Raw genomic sequence first — 17,902 nt, 5'->3', positions numbered from 1 at the left:
GCTGGCCCGTTGCTCACCCTCCCCTTTCTCCTGGTTCGCCTGGCTGCCCGCCCCCCACGGAAGGCACCCGCCGTGTCCCCCCACACGACTTCCTCACTCCAACTGTTAGACGTCTCGAGCCCGGACCGAACGCACTGGCTCGAACTCCCCGCACACCGCTCCAGCGTCCCGATCGCCCGCCGCTCCGTGAACGCTCGGCTGGCCGGCTGGCGCCTGCCGGGCGAGCTGTGCGCGGACGCCGTGCTGCTCGTGTCCGAACTGGCCACCAACGCCGTACGCCACACGCTCAGCGCGCGCTTCCTGTGCGGCATCGGGCTGGTCGCCGCCGGATGCGTCCGTCTCGAGGTGCACGACCACGACCGCACCGGCCGCGGCCTGCCCCGCTGCGAGCCGGGCCCCGACGACGAGGGCGGCCGCGGACTGCTCCTTGTGGAACAGCTCGCGGATTCCTGGGGAGTCGACCGGTCGCGACTCACCGGCGGCAACGCCGTGTGGGCGACCCTGACGACCTGAGGCGGCGATTCCCCCACCACTCAGCGGGACTTGGCTTTGGGGGCCGGTCCGCGGCGGTGTCACGCTCCGAGGCGAACGGGTCCTCCCACGGGAGCAGCGGCCCAGTCCCCGGGTCGGTTCCTTCCGTCGGAGAGGCGTTCAGAGCAAGGCGATCACTCCCCAACGCCTATCCGAGAGAGACAGAGATGTCAGCATCTCCAGAAACCGGTACCGGTGTCCGCCGCCCCTCCCGTCCCCTCCCGCTCCTTATCGGGCTCCTGGTCTTCGCGGGCGCCGTCAGTGGCTTCGCGGCGACCGCGATGGTCGGCGCGCTTCCCGTGCTGATCAGCCGCTTCCGTTCCACCCTCGACCACGCCGGCTGGACGGTGACGGCGTTCATCCTGGTCGCCGCCGCCTCCGCGGTGCTCTGCGGCCGACTGGGAGACCGCCACGGGCGCCGCAGGGTGCTCGTAGCCGTGCTGCTGGTCTCCGCACTCGGCTCGCTCATCAGCACCTTCTCCACGGACATGCTGGCCGGGGTCATCACCGGGCAGGCGATCCTGGGCGTGTCCGGCGGCGTCCTTCCCCTCTGCTTCGGTCTCGCCCGTGAGACCGTCCCGGGCCGGCAACTGCCCGTGGCGGCCGCGATGATCGCAGGAGCCGCGACGCTCGGGGGAGCGACGGGAGCCGTCGTCGCCGGCCCGCTGATCGATTCCGCGGGCTGGCGTTGCATCCCCGTCGCCACCGGCGCCGTCGCCCTGCTCGCCGCCATCGGCTGCACGCTGCTCCCTCGCCCGAACGCGGTCGCCGCAGCGCAACGCGTCAACTGGCTCGCGAGCCTGCTGTTGATTCCGGCGATCACCTTGGTGCTGTTCGGCGTTCAGAACACCATGACCCGGTCCTGGTCGGACAGCCGTACGATCGCCTCGATGACCGTCGGTGTCGTACTGCTGGCGATCTGGGGGACGTGGGAGCTGCGCGCCGAGCACCCCATGATCGACGTGCGCCTGCTCGCCGGGCGGAATTCCGTCCTGACGATGCTCGCGACCGCCGTGCTCGCGGCAGGCATCGTGGGCGCCGCAGGCCCCCTTCTCCAAGCCCTCATGCAGACCCCGGAGTTGGCACCTGTAGGCCTCGGTCTGAGCGCGACCGAGGCGGCATGGGTCCTGTTCGGCGCGGCGGCCCTCGGCTTCCTGCTCTCCCCGGTCAGCGGCTGGACGGCCGCGCGTGCGGGCGCCCGGCAGACACTGGTCGTCGGCAGCGTCTTCGGCCTGATCAGCGCCCTCGCCCTCGCGCTGCTCCACGGGACCCTCGCGGGAGTGGCCGTCTCGGTGGTGTTCCTCGCCGTGGCGACGTCGTTCGCACTGGCCGCGATCCCGATCCTGATCATGGAGGACACGCCGGAGGAGAACACCGGTGAGGCCACGGGAGTGAACGTGGTCGTGCGGATGGTCTTCGGCATCGTGGGTACGTCGGTCGCGACGGTGGTCCTGAGCAACTCCCTTGTGCCCAGTACGCCGTTCAGCACCAGCGATGCGTATGTGCAGGGCTTCGCCCTCATCGGTACCTGCTCTGTCGTGGGGCTCGTCCTCGCCCTGTTCATCCGTCCGGGAGCGCGCGCGGGCGTTGAGGTGCCCTCGGCGGTTCTGGCGACGAAGGTGTGAGCTGTCGGGGTCCCGTACCCGGACGTGATTCACGTGGGTACGGGATCCCGCGGGCTGCGAGCGGGTTCACCCGCCCAACTCCGTCGCGACGTCCCGACGCAGCACCTTCCCCGTAGCCGTTCGAGGTATCTCGTTCCATACGACGATGCGGTCGGGCGTCTTCGAACCGCGCAGCCGCCGCCGGACCTCCGCACGCAGCTCCTCGGGGTCGAGCGAAGCCCCCCGGGCAGGGACCACGACGGCCTCGATGCGCTGGCCCCACTGCTCGTCGGGGACGCCGACCACCACGGCGTCCGCCACCTCCGGTCGGCGCAACAGGACGTCCTCGATCTCGGCCGGTGCGATGTTCTCGGCGCCGCGGATGATGGTGTCGTCCTCGCGGCCCCTGATGAACAGGAAGCCCTCGCGGTCGAGTTGACCGAGGTCGCGGGTGTCGAACCAGCCGTCGCCCGCCCCAGGGGCTCCGGCGTACTCCCCGGACACCTGCGCGCCGCGGACCCGGACCCGCCCGGGCACGCCGTACGGCACGGGTGTGCCGTCGGTGCCGCGGATCTCGATCTCGACGCCGGGGATCGGGCGTCCGGCGGAGTGCAGGCGTGCCCGCACCTCGGGGTCCTCGGAGGCGGCCGCCTCACGGTGGTCGTCGGGGCCGAGGACGGCGATGGTCGAGCTGGTCTCCGTCAGGCCGTACGCGCCGACGAACCCGACGTCCGGCCATGCGCGCAACGCCTGTTCGATCACCCGAGGGGGCATCGCCGCACCGCCGTAGGCGAGGGTCCGCAGCGTCGGCACCGAGCGCCGGCTCTCGGGCTCCTCCATCAGCCGGGCCAGCATCGTCGGCACCACCATGGCGTTCGTGACGCCCTCGGCGCGCACCAGCTCCAACCAGCGCGTCGGCGAGAAGGCGTCGAGCACGACCAGTCGCCGTCCCGCGTAGAGGTTCGTCAGGACGTTCGACACGGCGGCTATGTGATACGGCGGTACGCACATCAGCGCCGCCTCGTCCGGCCCCGCGCTCCCGAACTCGACGCCGCCGACGACGTACGAGACGAGGTTGTGGTGGCGCAGGAGGACGCCCTTGGGGGCGGATGTCGTTCCGCTGGTGTAGATGATGACGGCGGGGTCGGAGGCGCGTGGGACCCGGTCCGAGGGAGCCCGCGTGAGGGTTGTGTCGAGCCACGACCGCGGTGTGTGGCTGTGCGGGACCAGGGGACCGTGACGCTCGTCGGCGATGATCCACGCGCCGGGGTGATGGGTGAGCAGCGTACGCAACTGATCTGTGCCCAGGCGGTAGTTGAGGGGCACGAAGGGCACTCCCGCCGACGCGGCCGCGAACAGGGCCACCGGGAAGGCGGGGCCGTTCGCCGCGAGATGCACGACGGAGGTGGCGCCCGACTCCGCGAGGAGACCGGCGCCCGCACGTGCCGCGTCGCGCAGTTGCCGGGTCGTGAGCCCGTCCACCAGGGTGCGGTCGGCGAACCCCTCGGCCGCCATGTCGAGGAGCACCGTGAGGTCCATGCGCGTCAGTCCGACGCCGGCAGCGGCTTGGCGCTCTTCACGGCCAGCGGCACGCCGCCGACCGCGAGGGTGCCCTTTCCGGGTTTGGTGCACAGCAGCTCGACCGTGCCGTCATCGGTGGCATAGCGCTTGCCGAGGAGGGTGCCGGCCGACTGGTCCGGATCGAGGGGCTGTTGGGGCCCGGTGCCGCCCTTCGCGGCGTCGACCATCGGCGTGCCTCCGCAGGTCACCTGCTGGTCACCGGCTGCCCAGCGGACGACCACCACGCTGGTGCTGTCCACCGTGCTCGTGAGCATCATCCCGATCCGCGGTGTCGTCATCGCGACTCGTTCCTTCCTTTCGTCCTAGCGGGTCGGCGCACGGCCGATGATCCCGTCGGCCTCCAGGGCGGCGATCTCCGCTTCCGTCAGGCCGAGTTCGGTCAGCAGCTGGTGGTTGTGCTCGCCGAGCAACGGGGCAGGGCGCGCGGGGTCGGAGGAGAGCCGTACCGGCCAAGTGCTGTAGCGGGCCGGGCCGTTGACGGGGTGGTCGATCTCCTCGAAGAAGCCGCGGAACCGCAACTGCTCCAACTCTGCCTGGCGATGCGGCTGCAGGACCTTCCCCACCGGGACTCCGGCGGGCCACAGCCGGTCGACGATCTCGTCCGCGCCGCGCTCACGGCACCAGGCGGTGAGACGCTCGTCGATGTCGTCGTGGTGCGTGCGCCGCCCGTCGGCGGTGGACAGGTCCGGGTCCATCGCCCAGTCGGGGCGGCCGAGGGCGTCGCGCAGCGCCTCCCACTGCCCGTCCGTGGCCACGGCGATCGCCACCCAGGAGTCCTTGCCGCCGAACTCGTCGGTGTCCGCGGTCGGATACAGATTCTGCGGGGCCGCGGCCGGGCCCCGGTTCCCGGCCCGCTCCAGCAGTGCGCCGTAGGCCGAGTACTCGATGACCTGCTCGGCGGCCACATTGAGCGCGGCGTCGACCATGGCCGCCTCCACCAGCGCTCCTTCGCCGGTGCGGCGCCGGTGTTCCAGGGCCAGCAGGAGACCGCCCAGCGCGTGCACGCCGGCGTTGGGGTCGCCGATCGAGTAGGGCTCGACCGGGTTCTGGTCCGGGTGGCCGGTGAGCCAGGTCAGCCCCGACGCGTCCTCGATGACGAAGGCGAAGGCGGCGTTGTCGCGCCACGGTCCGTCGAGGCCGAAGCCGGGCATGCGGACCATGACGGCGTCGGGGCGGATGGCCCGTACCGCCTCGTAGTCCAGGCCGAGTTGGTCCAGAACCCGCGGGGTGTAGTTCTCGACGATCACGTCGCAGGTCGCGATCAGCCTGCGCAGCAGTTCTCGTCCCCGCTCGGTCCCGAAGTCGAGCGTCAGGCTCTTCTTGCCGGTGTTGAGGCCCGAGAAGATCGGCGACCTCTCCCACCACCGGTCCACGGTCGGCGGCACGCCCGCGATCAGCCGGGTCCCGTCGGGCCGTGAAGCGGACTCCAGATGGATCACCTCGGCGCCGAGCAGGGAGAGGGCGTGCGTGCACGACGGTCCGGCCCAGAAGGCCGTCATGTCCAGGACCCGCAGTCTGCTGAACGACAGGGGATCCGGGGTGGCCTCCCGCCGTGTGCGACGGCGGCCGCCGGTGTGTTCGCCGAGGCGCGGCGGCGGGCCGGGCGGCCGGAGGCGTGCCGGCTCCAGACGGTAGGGGGGAGCGGGCTGGAGGAAGCCGTCGCGGGGGTTGGGCCGGAAGCTCCGCCGCTGCTCGAAGTGGTCCAGGGAGGGGGCGTTCGCGCCGTCGGTCACCACGGAGTTGGGGATCCGGAACGCCGTGGCCAGCTCGCGGATCTCGGCCACCGTCCGGCCCGCGATCCACTCCTGGATCACCGGCGCGACCTCGGTGGCACGCTGGATGATCGAGAACGGGTTCTTCTCGTCGATCCACTCGGGGTGGCCGACCATCGCGCAGAAGTCGAAGAACTGCTGGGCAGTCGCGCAACCGAGCGCGATCAGGCCGTCCTTGGCCGTGGCCACGCCCGGCATGTTCAGCCTGCGGGTCGTCTGCCACGGCCGGTCGAGCATGTCGTGGAACGTGACCGGGTGGTACGTCAGCGACAGGATGTGCGCTTCCAGCATCGAGAGGTCGACGAGCTCGCCCGGCCCGCGCAGCCGCGAGGCCATGGTCGCGGCGGCGGCGTACGCCCCCGACACCCAGTCCCCGACCTGGCCCCCGACGAAGACCGGCGCCCGGTCCGGTGCGCCCCGGCCGAGGCCGACGATGCCGCCGGACCACGCCTGCAGGGTGAACTCGGTGGCCGCACGGTCCCGCCACGGACCTTCCAATCCGAACGGCGTGATCGACGTGACGACCAGGTGGGGATGGGAGCGGTGGATCTCCTGTGGGGACAGCTCCGGATGCCCGGCGACGGGCGGGCCCGGGGACCACACCATCACGTCCGCCGTTTCGAGGAGCTCATGTACGGAGCGGGGGTCGCCTATGACGCTCTTCTTCGAGCAGGCCAGGAAGCTGAACAGGGCCCCGTCGCCGCCGGGTTCGATCGTGGCGCCGGACGCCGACCAGCGCCGTAGCGGATCACCCTCCGGCGCCTCGACCTTGACGACGTCCGCACCGCCGTCGGCCAGCAGCTTCGTGCAGTAGGCGCCGGGGATGCCCGTGGACAGGTCTACAACGACAAGACCGTCGAGGGGAGTTGGGCTCATGACTCCCGATCTCCTTGCCTGCGGCCCGACTTGCTCAGCCGGAAGTCCGGCGGGAACTGGTCGTCGTTGCCCCTGACCGCGTTGGCGATCCCCCCGTCGACCGTCTCCTCGTCGAGCATCAGGTCGTCGCCGTCGGCCCGGGCGATGCCGCCGATCGACTCGAAGAGGCCGGTGAGCAAGGAGCCCATGTACTCGCCCTGGTGCTGTTTGAAGATCTCGAAGAAGACCTTCTGCATGAACACCGTGTCGGTCGGCCGGGTGCGTGCGCAGGCCAGCGCGTACTTCTCCACCTCCGCTTCCAACTCGCCCCGCGGGACGACGCTGTTGAGGAAGTTGCACTCGTACATCTCCTGCGCGGTGAACGGCCTGCCGGTGAAGACCATCTCCTGGAACTTCCGAAGCCCCATCGTCTGCGCCCAGGTCCACATCCGGGGCGCCCAGCCGATGTACCGGAAGGAGGGATGGCCGAAGAGGGCGTCGTCGGAGGAGATCACCAGGTCGGCGTCGGCCGCCTGGTAGAAGTGCCAGCCGTAGCAGTAGCCCTTGACCTCCAGGATGCTGATCTTCTTGAACTCCTGGAGGCTGCGGCAGCCGCCCGGGGGAGTGGCGTACCACTGGGAGGGGGTCCCGCCGTAGCGGTAGGAGCCCTTGGGGGGATAGCGGACGCCGTCCTCCTCGCCGAGCCCGAGCTCGGCCAACAGCGGTCCGGAGGTCGGCGCGGCATGCATCTCCATGGTCTCCGCGATGTCGGCGCCCGAGCCGAGATCGTCGCCGACGCCCCGGATCACCAGGACTTTCACCTCGTCGTCGACGTTGGCACGGTGCAGGAGCTCCGCGAAGCGCAACCGGGCTGCCGCGGTGGGGGCGTTGAGGGCGTCGGGGCGGTCCAGGGTGAGCGTGGCGATCTTCGTCTTGGGGTCCTTCTCGTAGCGGATGATCTCCTCCGCCGAGGGACGCGTGCTGTCAGCCATGTGCTGGGGTTCCTTTCCCCTGCTGGGAGGCAGCGGGCCGGGGCCGTGGGGGGCGTGCGGTCCCGGCCCGCCGGTCTACGGCGTCCAGATGGGACTCGACGTGAGCAGCTCGGCTCCGTCTTCGGTGATGAGCACGGCCTGTCGGCCCAGGACGGCACCCACGCCCTCCTGCCAGACGTAGCCGGTCACGGCCAGCGCCATGCCGGGTTCGAGCCGTTCCTCGGCCGCGGTGGTCGGCAGTCCGGAGGCGACCACGGGCGGGTCGAAGCCCAGGCCCAGGCCGCGGGCCACGGGCATCGGGGGCAGGGGCTCGCCGGCCGAGTCGTACGCGGTGAGCAGGTCGCCGGCCGGTGCGCCGGGCCGGCAGGCGTCGAGGAGCCGGGCCCACAGTTGGTCCCACCGCTCGTACAGCGGACCCGGGTCCCCGCCCTCGACCGGCCAGGTACGCGCCACCTCGCCGATGTATCCGCCGGCGACCACGCCCGAGGTGAAGGCCACGAGGTCGCCCGGGCCCACCCGCCGGTCACCGTTCACCTTCCGCCACGGGTGTTCCCGGGAGGTCACCCAGGCCACCTCCTGGGTCGCCGGTGTGCTCACGCCTCCGGCCGCGGCTGCCTCCAGCAGTACGCCGGAGAGGTGCTGCTCGGTGACGCCCGGCCGGAGTTCGGCCACCGCCTTGGCCAGGCTGGTCTCGGCGACCCCGATCGCCTCCCGGAGGGCCACCACCTCCTCGGCCGTCTTGACGCGGCGGGCGGCGCGCATGGCCGGTTCGCCGTCGACCAGTTCGGCCACGGGGAAGGCGTAGGGCAGGAGCTGGGCGAAGGTCGGGGAGATGGTGTCCGTGCCCACCCGTCGGGCCGTGGCCGTACCCTCGATGCCCTGCAGTGTCGTCACCCAGTTGATCGGGTTCCAGGTCAGGCCGTAGAGGTGCTCCCGGGGGATGTCGTCGGGCACCCCCTCGTCCCAGGTCATGAGGGCGTGGACGGCCCCGGTGGCGCGGACCACCACCGCGCCGGGCGCGAAGGGGTGGGTTCCCGCGGTCCACAGTCCCGGGGAGCCGGTGACGTAACGGACGTTGGCCATGCGTCCGAGGACGAGGACGTCGAGGTCGTGGGCTTCCATGTGTGCCAGCACGCGCTCCCGCCGCCCGACGCGGAGAGCACGGTCGTCCGGCAGGACCTCAGTCGCCATAGGGGGCGTAGGTGTAGTCGGTCAGGGCCGTCCAGCCCTCTTCCTCGATCACGAGGACCTCCTCGGAGCGGTAGCCGCCGGTCCCGTCCTCCCAGACGACGGGTTCGAGGACGAGCACCATGCCGGCTTCGAGGACCAGCTGCTCGTCGAACTCCTCGCCCAGGTCGGTGCCGACGAAGGGCATCTCGGCGGGGTCGGTGCCCATGCCGTGGGCCAGGTAGAAGTGGGGGAGCCAGGGCTTGCTGCCGCCGTTCGCGGCGATGGCGGCCCTGGTCAGGTCGGCGGCGGTGGCGCCCGCCCGCAGCACGTCCTTCACCGCGGAGTGGATCTCCCACCACTTCCCGAACTGCGCCTGCTGGCGCGGGGCCGGATCCTGCCCGACGATCCACGTCCGGCCGAAGTCCGAGCAGTACCCGGCGTAGCTGATGCTCACGTCGGTCCACAGCACGTCGCCCTTGGCCAGCTCCCGCTCGGTCGTCAGCAGCGGGAGGGCCAGATCGCCGTGGGTGGTCCACACCCCGGCTTCCCTGGACGCCGGCATCACCTGCCAGATGGGGTCGAGTACGTTGGCCAGGGCGCCGTGCTCGTATGCCTGGCGCACGAAGCCGGCCGACAGGTCGATCTGGCGCATCCCCGGCGCCAAGGACCCCGCGATGTCGGCCATGGCCTGCTCGGTGATCCGCAGAGCCGTGCGGATGCAGGCCAGTTCGTCGGGGGTCTTGATCAGCTTCGCGGCGGCCAGGACGAGTGCGGCATCGCTCGGAGACCCGCCCGGGAAGAGCGACTTCCCCGCTCTGCGCATCGCCCCGGTCAGCTCGTCGGCCGCCACCGTCGCTCCGGCGGGTACGAGATCGGCGAGGACGGCGGCGAAGTTCCGCACCCCTTCGTCGTACTCCAGGTAGACCGGCGGGTGGAGATGGTCGGCGGGCAGCGGCTCCTGAGCGGAGGTGCCCGCACGGAACGGCATGAACAGATGGGCCGACGGGTCGTCCGCCACCACCACGGCGACGGGACGGTCGGCGTGGGCCAGGCCGGAGTCGCCGAGCGGCCAGCTCACCCCGGTCGCATAGCTCACCGCGGTGTTGCCGAGCAGGATCAGGGCGTCGACGCCCTGCTGGGCCATGGCGGCCCGCAGTTTCGCGCCGCGTGCACGGCCCATGCGGGTCAGGTCGGGCACGGCCGGAATGTCGATGACGGTCATTCCCGCCTCCCTACAGGCCGAGGTATTCCCTGATGTTGCCGCTGACGATGCGAGCGGCCTTCTCGGGGCCCACGGCGTCCGTGACCAGCGAGACCGACTTCTCCGAGTAGCCGAACGTGCTCTCGTTGTGCGGGTAGTCGGCGGACCACATGACCCGGTCCACCCCGATGTCCTCCAGCAGCTTGAGCCCGAGCGGGTCGACCATGAACGACGCGTACATGTGGTGGTCCCAGTAGTGCCGGATGTCGTGCTCCAGCGGGCGGTCCAGCATGTGCCGGTAGGAGGCGAGGATGTGCTCGGCGTCCTGGAGGGCGGAGGGGACCCAGTTCGCTCCTCCTTCGAACCAGCCGACGCGCAGGCCCGGGTGGCGGTCGAGGATGCCGCTGAAGAGGTACTTCGCCCAAACCTCCCTGAACGGCGAGACGTTGACCACCATGCCGACGGCGATCGCGTTGGACTCGCAGGGGGCCTTGAGCGTGCTCTCGCCGATGTGGTGCGAGACCGGCAGCCCCGACTCCTCGATCGCCTCCCAGACGGGACGCATGGAGGTGCTCGCGTAGTCGACGGGATTGCCCTCCAGGTCGTTCCCCGCCGACAGCGGCATCAGGAAGGTCCTGATCCCGAGGCTCTTGAGCTCCTCCAGGGTCCGGCGGGCGCCCTTGCCGTCCCACCAGTTGATGAGCCCGACGCCGTAGAAGCGGCCGTGGGAGCGTTCCTGCAGTCCCGCGATGTACTCGTTGTAGATCCGGAAGGTGAGCTCGCGCACCTCGTGGTCCGGGTAGAAGAACATCGCCAACAGTGCGTTGGGGAAGGCGAGTTCCCTGTCGATGCCGTCCGAGGAGAGTTCCTCCAGGCGGCCTTCGAGGTTGTCCGAACCCGAGCCCGTGAGCGGGTCGTACTGCATGAGGACGCTGCTGAACTCCTTGGGCAGGAACGACTGGCCGCCCATGCCCAGTTCGTAGGCGCCGTCCTCGTACCAGATGCGCGGTGCCTGGTCCTTGAGCCGCTCGGGGAACTTCTCGACGAAGATGTCCTCCGCCAGCGAGATGTGGTTGTCGGCGGAGAAGATCTCGGTGCCCTGCGGGAGATTCAGGGCGCTGCCCTTGTGGCCGTGCCGGTCCTTCGGCGCGCCCAGTCCTTCGGGCGGGTAGAGCGTGTCTGCCTGGCTGGACATCATTGTCCTCCATTGACGGGTCTTACGACGGGGCTGAGATCGTGGGTCCTACGAGGCTGAGGCGGGCCGCATCGGCTTCAGGCCCGCCGTCGTCCCGCCGTCGACCGTCAGCACGGTCCCGGTGACGTGCAGCGACCGGTCACCGCCCAGGTAGGCGACGGCTTCCGCGACGTCCCTGGCGGTGCCCTGCCGTTTCAGTGGCTGGACGGCGGCCATATGGGCGCGGATTCTCCGGGTGACCTCTTCGGCCGCGGTCGCGGAGGCCAGCAGTCCCGTCGGAATGCCGCCCGGTGCGACGCAGTTGACGCGGATGCCGTACTCGGCCAGATCGAGGGCGACGCACTTGGTGAAGTGGATGACCGCGGACTTCGAGGCGCGGTAGGACAACACCCCGGGTCCGGCCTGAACACCGCCTATGGAACTGATGTTGACGATGGAGCCGCCACCGTTCACGGCCATGTGCCGGGCGGCCGTCTGAGTGCCCGTCATCACGCCGAACAGATTCACCGAGAGAATGCGCTGGAAATCGGCGAAGTCCTCGTCCAGGAGGGTCTGGTGCATGGCCCCCGAGATACCGGCGTTGTTGACCATGAGGTGCAGTCCGCCGAATTCCTTCACCGCGAAGCCGACGAGGTCCTGGACCTGTTCCGCGACCGCGACGTCCGTCTGCCGGAAACGGACGTCCGGGCCGTAGTCGGTGGCCAGGGACTCGCCCGACTCCCGGTCGAGATCGGCGATGACGACTCGGGCCCCGTCCTCCAGCAGCCGCTCGACGGTCGCGCGCCCGAGGCCCGCCGCACCGCCGGTGACCACGGCGACTCTTCCCGACAGTTCTTCGGCCATGACGGTCACCCCCAGGTGACGGGCAGCGAGTAGACCCCGTAGGCGAGCCGGTCGTGCTTGAACACGATCTCGTCCAGCGACTTGGCCAGGCGCAGCGTGGGGATACGGCGGAACAGCGTGCCGTAGACGACCTGGAGCTCCACCCGGGCGAATTGCTGTCCGACGCACTGGTGGATGCCGAAGCCGAACGCGTTGTGGTGACGGGCGTTGGCGCGGTGCAGATCCAGCAGGTCGGGCTCGGGGAAGACGTCCGCGTCGCGGTTGGCGCTGAATAGTTCCACGACGATGCCCTCGCCGGCCCGGATCAGCTCACCGCCGATCTCGATGTCCTCCTTGGCGATGCGCCGCTGGCCGCCGTGGATGATGCCCAGGTAGCGCAGCAGCTCCTCCACCGCGCCCGCGACGACCTTCGGATCGTCGGTGTCGCGGAGGACCGCCAGTTGGTCGGGGTGCTCGAGAAGTGCGACCGTGGCGAGACCGATCATGTTGGCGCTGGTCTCGTGCCCCGCGATGAGCAGCCCTGTGCCCATCATGGCCGCCTCGGGCACGGTGAGGTCCCCGGCGGTCACGCGGGCCGCGATGTCGGACAGCGCGTCGTCCGCGGGCTCGGCGGCCTTCTGCTCGACGAGCCGCACCAGATACTCGTTGAGCGCCATGAAGTTCCGCCCGCTCTCCTCGGCGGACACGTTGTGGGCGATCCCGCGGGAGGCGTACTCCTGGAAGAACTCGTGGTCCTCGTAAGGCACTCCGAGCAGCTCGCTGATCATCAGCGTGGGCAGCGGGAGCGCCAGCGCCTCGACGAGGTCGGCCGGATTCGGGCCGGCCAGCATCTTGTCGATGAGGTCGTCGGTGATCTTCTGGATGGTCGGGCGCAGCGCCTCCACCCGTTTGAAGGTGAACGGGCCGGTCATGATCCGCCGGTACCGGGAGTGTTCCGGGGCGTCCGAGTTGAAGACGGAGCGCGGGCGGTACGCCAACCCGGCTGCCATGCCTTCGTTCCAGTGCGGGAAACCGGGCAGCCGCTCGTCGACGCTGACCCGGGGATCACTGAGCAGCGCCCGCTGTGCTGCGTGGCCGGTGACGATCCAGTGGGCGCTGCCGTCCCAGATCCGCACTTTCGCGAGCGGCTTCTCGGCGGTGAGTTCCCGCAGGCCCGGGGGTGGATCGAACGGGCAGCCCGCCGCCCGGGGCATCGGCCACTCGGGGACCTGGGCTTCGGGTGCGGCGCCGGTCGGGGCGTGGGACATGTCCCTCCTCAAGGTGTCGGCCGGGTTGTCATTCCTCGATGTGGATCGCCAGCGCGGGACAGACGGCGGCCGCGTGCCGGGCGTCGTCGGCCCGTTCGGCGGCCGGGTCGTCGGTCAGGAGGACGACGACACCGTCCTCGTCACGCTGGTCGAAGACATCCGGTGCGGTGGCCGCGCACTGGCCGGCCGCGACGCACCTGTCCTGCTCGACGGTTACTTTCACGGGCTGCTCCTCATCGCCGAAGGGAAGAGCGGTGTGGTCCGTCGACCGCGCCCCTGAGTGAACTCCCGCTCAGTTCCTAAGTCAATCGATTGATTCAAAATATCTTGAGAGGGCGCGATGGATCTTTCGCGGGGGTCTGGTGATGGGCGGAGCCGTCTGTGACGGACCGTCAAGAACCTTCTGTGACAGGGGCCGTCCACACTCCGACGATCGCGTCGACCAGGCCGGTGGCGGCGCCGCGCCAGCTCGCCCTCGGCGTGGGAGCGCCGACGGCCAGCGCGCGCTCACGCTCGGCGCACATGTGCAGGATCAAGTGCCGGGTCATGGCGGTGCGTTCCGCGCGCACCTCGGCCGGCAGGTCGGGCAGGCACCGGTGGAGGCCGTCGAGGATCTGCCGCCACACCGGCGCGTCGAGCGTCTCGTCGACCAGGATCTCGTGGAGAGCCGGGTCGGCCATCACCTGGGCGCAGAACCGCGCGAACCAGGTGGGGCTGCCCAGCTCCGCCAGGTACTCCGTGGTCGGCCGCACCAAGCACGCCACCCAGTCCCGGAGTTCGGTGGAATCACCCGTCTCGGCCAGCAGCCGCTCGCTCACGAGGGCGAGCTGCTCGGTGTGATGGCGGGCGATCGCTCGCACCAGGTCCGCCTTGGTGCCGAAGTGGTAGCCGACCACGGCGGTGTTGCCCTGCCCCGCGGCCTCGCTGATCTGACGATTCGACACGGCGTAGACCCCGCGCTCGGCGAACAGCCGCTCCGCCGTGTTCCGGATGAGCTCCCGGGTCGCTCGGACCTGCTCGGCCCGGACACTTCTGCCCGCCATGCCGCCACCGTACCGGGGGCAATGCCTGTGGTCCCCTGGACGGAAATCAATTAAGTGATTTAAGTTTTGGGCTCGTTGGTCCACGGGGCAGGTTGTCGCGGGGGCGGGATGTCCCGGAACGGTGGTGGTGATGGCAGGCAGGACCAGACGGGACGAGCAGGTCAGGGCGACCCGGGAAGCGCTACTGGACGCTGCGGAGCGGCTGTTCGCCGAGCACGGGGTGTACGCGGTCGCCAACCGCCAGATCAGCGAGGCGGCCGGCCAGGGCAACAACACCGCGGTCAGCTACCACTTCGGCGCCAAGGCCGAGCTGGTGCGGGCGATCGTCCGAAGGCACGCCGAGCAGATCGAGGTCATTCGCGTACCCATGCTGGACGCCATCGGCGACTCCTCCGACCTGCGGGACTGGGTGGACTGCTCGGTCCGGCCCGTCACCGAGCACCTGGAGGCGCTGGGCTGTCCCAGCTGGTACGCCCGGTTCATCGCGCAGGTCTCGGCGGATCCCGCCCTCTACGCGATCACGGAGGACGAGTTCTACGGAGCCTCCCCGTCGCTGGGGAAATTGGAGGAGGGTCTCACGCGTTGTGTGCCCGGACTGCCCGCAGAGGTGCGCGCCGAACGCGCCGTCATGACACGGCACTTGATCGTGCAGATGTCCGTCGAGCGGGAACGGGCCCTCGCCGACCACACCCCCGCCCCCCGGTCGACGTGGCACGACGCCGCCACCGGTCTCGTCGACGCGATCGTCGCGCTGTGGCAGGCACCGGTGACGGGGGAGGAGTGGTGAACCGGATCGTGGTCGTGGGGGCCTCGGCCGCCGGTCTCGCGACCGTCGAGACCCTGCGCCGGGAGGGCTATGACGGCACGCTCACCCTCATCGGCGACGAACCGCACCCGCCCTACGACCGTCCGCCCCTGTCCAAGCAACTCCTCACCGGCCAGTGGCCCGCCGGCCGGCTCACCCTGCGCTCCGCGGCCGACATCGACGCACTCCGCCTCGACCTGCGCCCGCACACCTCCGCCACCGGCCTGGACCCGGCCGACCGCGCGGTGCGCCTGGCCGACGGCACGCGGGTGCCGTACGACGGTCTGGTCATCGCCACCGGAGTGCGCCCCCGTCGCCTCCCCGGCAACGGCGCCCATGTCCTGCGTACCCTCGACGACGCCCTCACCCTGCGCGAGCGGCTGCTGCCGGGCCGCCGTCTCATCGTGGTCGGCGCCGGATTCCTCGGCGCGGAGGCCGCAGCGGTCGCCCGGTCCCGGGGCTGTGAAGTGGTCCTCCTCGAACCGGCGCCGGTTCCCCTGGCGCACGCGGTCGGAGAGCAGGTCGGGAAGGTGCTGGCGCAGGCCCACCTGGACCACGGTGTGACGCTGCGCTGCGGGGTCACGGTCAGCGAAGTGGCCGCGGACGGGGTGAAGTTGGCGGACGGCGAAGTGGTGGAGGGCGACGAGGTGCTCGTCGCGGTCGGCTCCGTGCCGAACACCGAATGGCTGGCGGACAGCGGTCTGGCCGTGGGCGACGGTGTGGTGTGCGACGAGTACTGCCGGGCCGCGCCGGGGGTGTACGCGGCCGGCGACGTCGCACGCTGGCACAACCCGCTGTTCGGCGTCTCGATGAGGATCGAGCACCGGACCAACGCCGCCGAGCAGGCCATGGCGGCCGCGCGCAACCTGCTCCGCCCGGAGAGCTCCAAACCGTTCGCACCGGTGCCCTACTTCTGGTCCGACCAGTACGACGTCAGAGTCCAGGCGTATGGCTATCTGCGCGGTCACGACGAAGTGGCCGTCATGGAGGGGGACTTGGCGGAACGCCGGTTCGTTGCCGCGTACCGAAGCGGCGACCGGCTCGTCGGCGCCCTCGCGGTCGGGATGCCGCCGAAGGCGATCCACCGGTGGCGGCAGGCCATCGCGGCGCGAGCGGCGTGGCGGGAGTTCGTGACGACGTAGGCCGTGACGACGTAGGCCGTGACGACGTAGGCCGTGACGACGTAGGCCGTGACGACGTGGGTCGTGCGGCGATTCCCCTCAATTCCACTCAGTGGGAGCGCGAAGGAGCCGCCCGATCTTTCGTACCTACGGTTGAACTCACCTGTCGGCACCCGGAATCGGGCTGCCACGCCGAGCAACGGAGGAGGCAGGTCCCCTTGACCGACTGGGATCACGCGACCGACTTCTTGGTGGTGGGGAGCGGCGCGGGCGTCGTGGGAGCGGTCCGGGCACGCGCGCTCGGCAAGGACGTTCTCGTCGTGGAGAAGACCGACCGGTTCGGCGGGTCGACCTGTATGTCGGGCGGCGTGATGTGGCTTCCCCGCAACCCGCTCATGCGACGCGAGGGTGTTCCCGACTCGACCGATGCCGCGCTCCGTTACTTCGAGACCGTTGTCGGTGACGCGGGGCCCGCGTCGTCGCCCGCCCGCAGGCTGGCCTACATCAACTCCGGTGTCGAGATGGTCGACTTCCTCGAGTCCGAGGGCCTGGAGTTCCGGCGCTGCGAGGGATACAGCGACTACTACTCCGGCGTCCGGGGCTGCGAGGGCGGGTCGGCGCGCGGCAGGTCGATCGAGGCGAGGGCCTTCGACAAGAAGCTGCTCGGGCCCTGGCAGGACAGGATCCGCCCCGGCTTCTCGGGCGGCCTCACCGTCTACACCGGTGAGGCGGGACCGATGATGCTGATGCGGACACGGATCGGGCTGACGGTCCTGGCCAGGGTGGGTCTGCGTACGGGGCTGGGGCGGATCCGCGGGCAGCGGCTCGTGACGAACGGGGTGGCACTGACCGCCCGGCTGCTCCAGGTGCTGCTGCGGCAGGGCGTCGACGTGTGGCTCGAGTCCGCGCTGAAGGACCTCGTCGTCCGGGACGGCCGGGTCGTCGGCGCCGTCCTCCAGCAGGGGGGACGTGACGTACGCGTCCGAGTGCGCGAGGGTGTGCTGCTCGCCGCGGGCGGATTCGCCCACAACAAGGAGATGCGCGAACAGCACTCCGGTGGGCGACCCACCAGCGACCGGTGGACCTCGGCCAACCCGGGCGACACGGGAGAGACGATCCGGATCGCCATGGAACACGGAGCCGCGACGGACCTGCTGGACGAGGCCTGGTGGATGCCCTCGTGGATCATGCCCGACGGCACCCCCAACATGTGCCTCTCCGAGCGCAGCAAGCCGGGAGCGATCGTCGTCGACGCGGAGGGCCGCAGGTACTTCAACGAGGCGGTCGCCTACCAGGAGGCCGGCCAGCAGATGTACGCACACGAGCGGGAGTTCGGGGGCGCCCTTCCCTCCTGGCTCGTCGTCGACTCCCGGCACCGAAGCCACTACCCGTTCGGGATGTCACCGCCCGGCCGGACGCCGCGGGAGTGGATCACCGGCGGCGCGATGAAGCGCGCCGACAGCCTGGAGGATCTCGCCCGCCAGTGCGGCATCGACGCCGGTGGACTCCTCAAGACGGTCGAGCGGTTCAACCGGTTCGCCGCGGAGGGCGTCGACGAGGACTTCCACCGGGGAGAGGGCGACCACGAGAAGTACTACGGCGACATCACCCATGGGCCCAACCCCTGCCTGGGGCCCGTCTCGCAGGCGCCGTTCTACGCGGTCGCCCTGTATCCCGGTGACATCGGCACCAGCGGGGGACTTCTCTGCGACGAGTTCGCCCGGGTACTCGACACCGAGGGAAACCCGGTCGACGGGCTCTACGCCACGGGCAACTGCACCGCGTCCGTGATGGGCCGCAAGTACCTGGGCGCGGGAGCCAGCATCGCCGCCTCGGCGGTGTTCGGATACGTGGCGGCCGATCACGCGTCCTCGGTACGGCGGAGCTGACGGATTTCCGCGCTGCTAACGTGGGGACGGGACGATCAGGCAACCCCCTTGGA

General features: G+C 70.5%; 16 protein-coding genes. 5 read left to right on the top strand and 11 right to left on the bottom strand.

Annotation, left to right across the window (positions count from 1 at the left end; translation table 11 throughout):
* Window positions 1-72 precede the first annotated feature (72 nt).
* Complete coding sequence (locus IG08_RS0144600; protein ID WP_030617526.1) at window positions 73-513, top strand: ATP-binding protein; 441 nt, start codon at window positions 73-75, stop codon at window positions 511-513.
* Between the two features lie 185 nt (window positions 514-698).
* Window positions 699-2,156: an MFS transporter gene (locus IG08_RS0144595; RefSeq protein ID WP_030617523.1), complete on the top strand. Its 1,458-nt coding sequence runs from the start codon at window positions 699-701 to the stop codon at window positions 2,154-2,156.
* Between the two features lie 66 nt (window positions 2,157-2,222).
* On the opposite strand, the gene IG08_RS0144590 is transcribed toward IG08_RS0144595, so the two are convergent.
* The 11 genes from IG08_RS0144590 to IG08_RS0144540 all read right to left on the bottom strand — a co-directional run bounded on the left by IG08_RS0144590 (window position 2,223) and on the right by IG08_RS0144540 (window position 14,034).
* Window positions 2,223-3,674 carry a class I adenylate-forming enzyme family protein gene (locus IG08_RS0144590; protein WP_030617520.1) on the bottom strand — a complete coding sequence of 484 codons (1,452 nt, stop codon included), beginning with the start codon at window positions 3,672-3,674 and terminating at the stop codon, window positions 2,223-2,225.
* 5 nt (window positions 3,675-3,679) lie between these two features.
* Window positions 3,680-3,994, bottom strand: a complete 315-nt coding sequence (locus IG08_RS0144585; protein ID WP_043456695.1) for a hypothetical protein — start codon at window positions 3,992-3,994, stop codon at window positions 3,680-3,682.
* Window positions 3,995-4,018: 24 nt separating this feature from the next.
* Window positions 4,019-6,364 (bottom strand): CaiB/BaiF CoA-transferase family protein, encoded by a 2,346-nt coding sequence (locus IG08_RS0144580; protein WP_030617516.1) that lies wholly within the window; start codon window positions 6,362-6,364, stop codon window positions 4,019-4,021.
* Complete coding sequence (locus tag IG08_RS0144575) at window positions 6,361-7,335, bottom strand: enoyl-CoA hydratase/isomerase family protein (protein WP_030617513.1); 975 nt, start codon at window positions 7,333-7,335, stop codon at window positions 6,361-6,363. Before IG08_RS0144575 ends, IG08_RS0144580 begins: the two co-directional genes overlap by 4 nt.
* Window positions 7,336-7,410: 75 nt before the next feature.
* A complete protein-coding gene (locus IG08_RS0144570) occupies window positions 7,411-8,526 on the bottom strand; it encodes a M24 family metallopeptidase (RefSeq protein WP_030617511.1) in 1,116 nt (371 codons plus the stop codon).
* The gene (locus IG08_RS0144565) at window positions 8,516-9,727 is read right to left on the bottom strand and encodes a M24 family metallopeptidase (RefSeq protein ID WP_030617508.1); all 1,212 of its coding nucleotides are present in this window, start codon (window positions 9,725-9,727) and stop codon (window positions 8,516-8,518) included. Before IG08_RS0144565 ends, IG08_RS0144570 begins: the two co-directional genes overlap by 11 nt.
* 10 nt (window positions 9,728-9,737) lie before the next feature.
* Window positions 9,738-10,901, bottom strand: coding sequence for an amidohydrolase family protein (locus tag IG08_RS0144560; protein ID WP_030617505.1), 1,164 nt, complete (start codon window positions 10,899-10,901; stop codon window positions 9,738-9,740).
* Window positions 10,902-10,949: 48 nt separating this feature from the next.
* Window positions 10,950-11,744, bottom strand: coding sequence for an SDR family NAD(P)-dependent oxidoreductase (locus IG08_RS0144555; RefSeq protein ID WP_030617502.1), 795 nt, complete (start codon window positions 11,742-11,744; stop codon window positions 10,950-10,952).
* 5 nt (window positions 11,745-11,749) lie between these two features.
* Window positions 11,750-12,991 carry a cytochrome P450 gene (locus IG08_RS0144550; RefSeq protein WP_030617499.1) on the bottom strand — a complete coding sequence of 414 codons (1,242 nt, stop codon included), beginning with the start codon at window positions 12,989-12,991 and terminating at the stop codon, window positions 11,750-11,752.
* 28 nt (window positions 12,992-13,019) lie between these two features.
* On the bottom strand, window positions 13,020-13,214 hold the full coding sequence (locus IG08_RS0144545; protein ID WP_030617496.1) for a ferredoxin: 195 nt from the start codon (window positions 13,212-13,214) through the stop codon (window positions 13,020-13,022).
* 169 nt (window positions 13,215-13,383) lie between these two features.
* Entirely contained in the window at window positions 13,384-14,034 is a 651-nt protein-coding gene (locus IG08_RS0144540) for a TetR/AcrR family transcriptional regulator (protein WP_030617494.1), read from the bottom strand.
* A gap of 130 nt (window positions 14,035-14,164) precedes the next feature.
* Here IG08_RS0144540 and IG08_RS0144535 point away from each other — a divergent pair, with 130 nt between their 5' ends.
* From IG08_RS0144535 to IG08_RS0144525, 3 genes are all read left to right on the top strand, one after another.
* Window positions 14,165-14,821, top strand: a complete 657-nt coding sequence (locus IG08_RS0144535) for a TetR/AcrR family transcriptional regulator (RefSeq protein WP_030617490.1) — start codon at window positions 14,165-14,167, stop codon at window positions 14,819-14,821.
* A complete protein-coding gene (locus tag IG08_RS0144530) occupies window positions 14,818-15,981 on the top strand; it encodes an NAD(P)/FAD-dependent oxidoreductase (protein WP_030617486.1) in 1,164 nt (387 codons plus the stop codon). Before IG08_RS0144535 ends, IG08_RS0144530 begins: the two co-directional genes overlap by 4 nt.
* A 197-nt stretch (window positions 15,982-16,178) precedes the next feature.
* Window positions 16,179-17,849 carry an FAD-binding protein gene (locus tag IG08_RS0144525; RefSeq protein ID WP_030617483.1) on the top strand — a complete coding sequence of 557 codons (1,671 nt, stop codon included), beginning with the start codon at window positions 16,179-16,181 and terminating at the stop codon, window positions 17,847-17,849.
* Window positions 17,850-17,902: the final 53 nt, after the last annotated feature.

It is taken from the genome of Streptomyces fulvoviolaceus (assembly GCF_000718165.1).
GTDB classification, from domain to species: domain Bacteria; phylum Actinomycetota; class Actinomycetes; order Streptomycetales; family Streptomycetaceae; genus Streptomyces; species Streptomyces fulvoviolaceus.
This window is presented reverse-complemented; position numbering and strand designations above follow the sequence as displayed.

What these genes read in the sequence shown, in the direction of transcription:
- IG08_RS0144595 (WP_030617523.1), top strand. Translation starts at nt 699, where the DNA reads ATGTCAGCATCTCCAGAAACCGGTACCGGTGTCCGCCGCCCCTCCCGT.
- IG08_RS0144590 (WP_030617520.1), bottom strand. Translation starts at nt 3,674, where the DNA reads ATGGACCTCACGGTGCTCCTCGACATGGCGGCCGAGGGGTTCGCCGAC.
- IG08_RS0144585 (WP_043456695.1), bottom strand. Translation starts at nt 3,994, where the DNA reads ATGACGACACCGCGGATCGGGATGATGCTCACGAGCACGGTGGACAGC.
- IG08_RS0144580 (WP_030617516.1), bottom strand. Translation starts at nt 6,364, where the DNA reads ATGAGCCCAACTCCCCTCGACGGTCTTGTCGTTGTAGACCTGTCCACG.
- IG08_RS0144575 (WP_030617513.1), bottom strand. Translation starts at nt 7,335, where the DNA reads ATGGCTGACAGCACGCGTCCCTCGGCGGAGGAGATCATCCGCTACGAG.
- IG08_RS0144570 (WP_030617511.1), bottom strand. Translation starts at nt 8,526, where the DNA reads ATGGCGACTGAGGTCCTGCCGGACGACCGTGCTCTCCGCGTCGGGCGG.
- IG08_RS0144565 (WP_030617508.1), bottom strand. Translation starts at nt 9,727, where the DNA reads ATGACCGTCATCGACATTCCGGCCGTGCCCGACCTGACCCGCATGGGC.
- IG08_RS0144560 (WP_030617505.1), bottom strand. Translation starts at nt 10,901, where the DNA reads ATGTCCAGCCAGGCAGACACGCTCTACCCGCCCGAAGGACTGGGCGCG.
- IG08_RS0144555 (WP_030617502.1), bottom strand. Translation starts at nt 11,744, where the DNA reads ATGGCCGAAGAACTGTCGGGAAGAGTCGCCGTGGTCACCGGCGGTGCG.
- IG08_RS0144550 (WP_030617499.1), bottom strand. Translation starts at nt 12,991, where the DNA reads ATGTCCCACGCCCCGACCGGCGCCGCACCCGAAGCCCAGGTCCCCGAG.
- IG08_RS0144540 (WP_030617494.1), bottom strand. Translation starts at nt 14,034, where the DNA reads ATGGCGGGCAGAAGTGTCCGGGCCGAGCAGGTCCGAGCGACCCGGGAG.
- IG08_RS0144535 (WP_030617490.1), top strand. Translation starts at nt 14,165, where the DNA reads ATGGCAGGCAGGACCAGACGGGACGAGCAGGTCAGGGCGACCCGGGAA.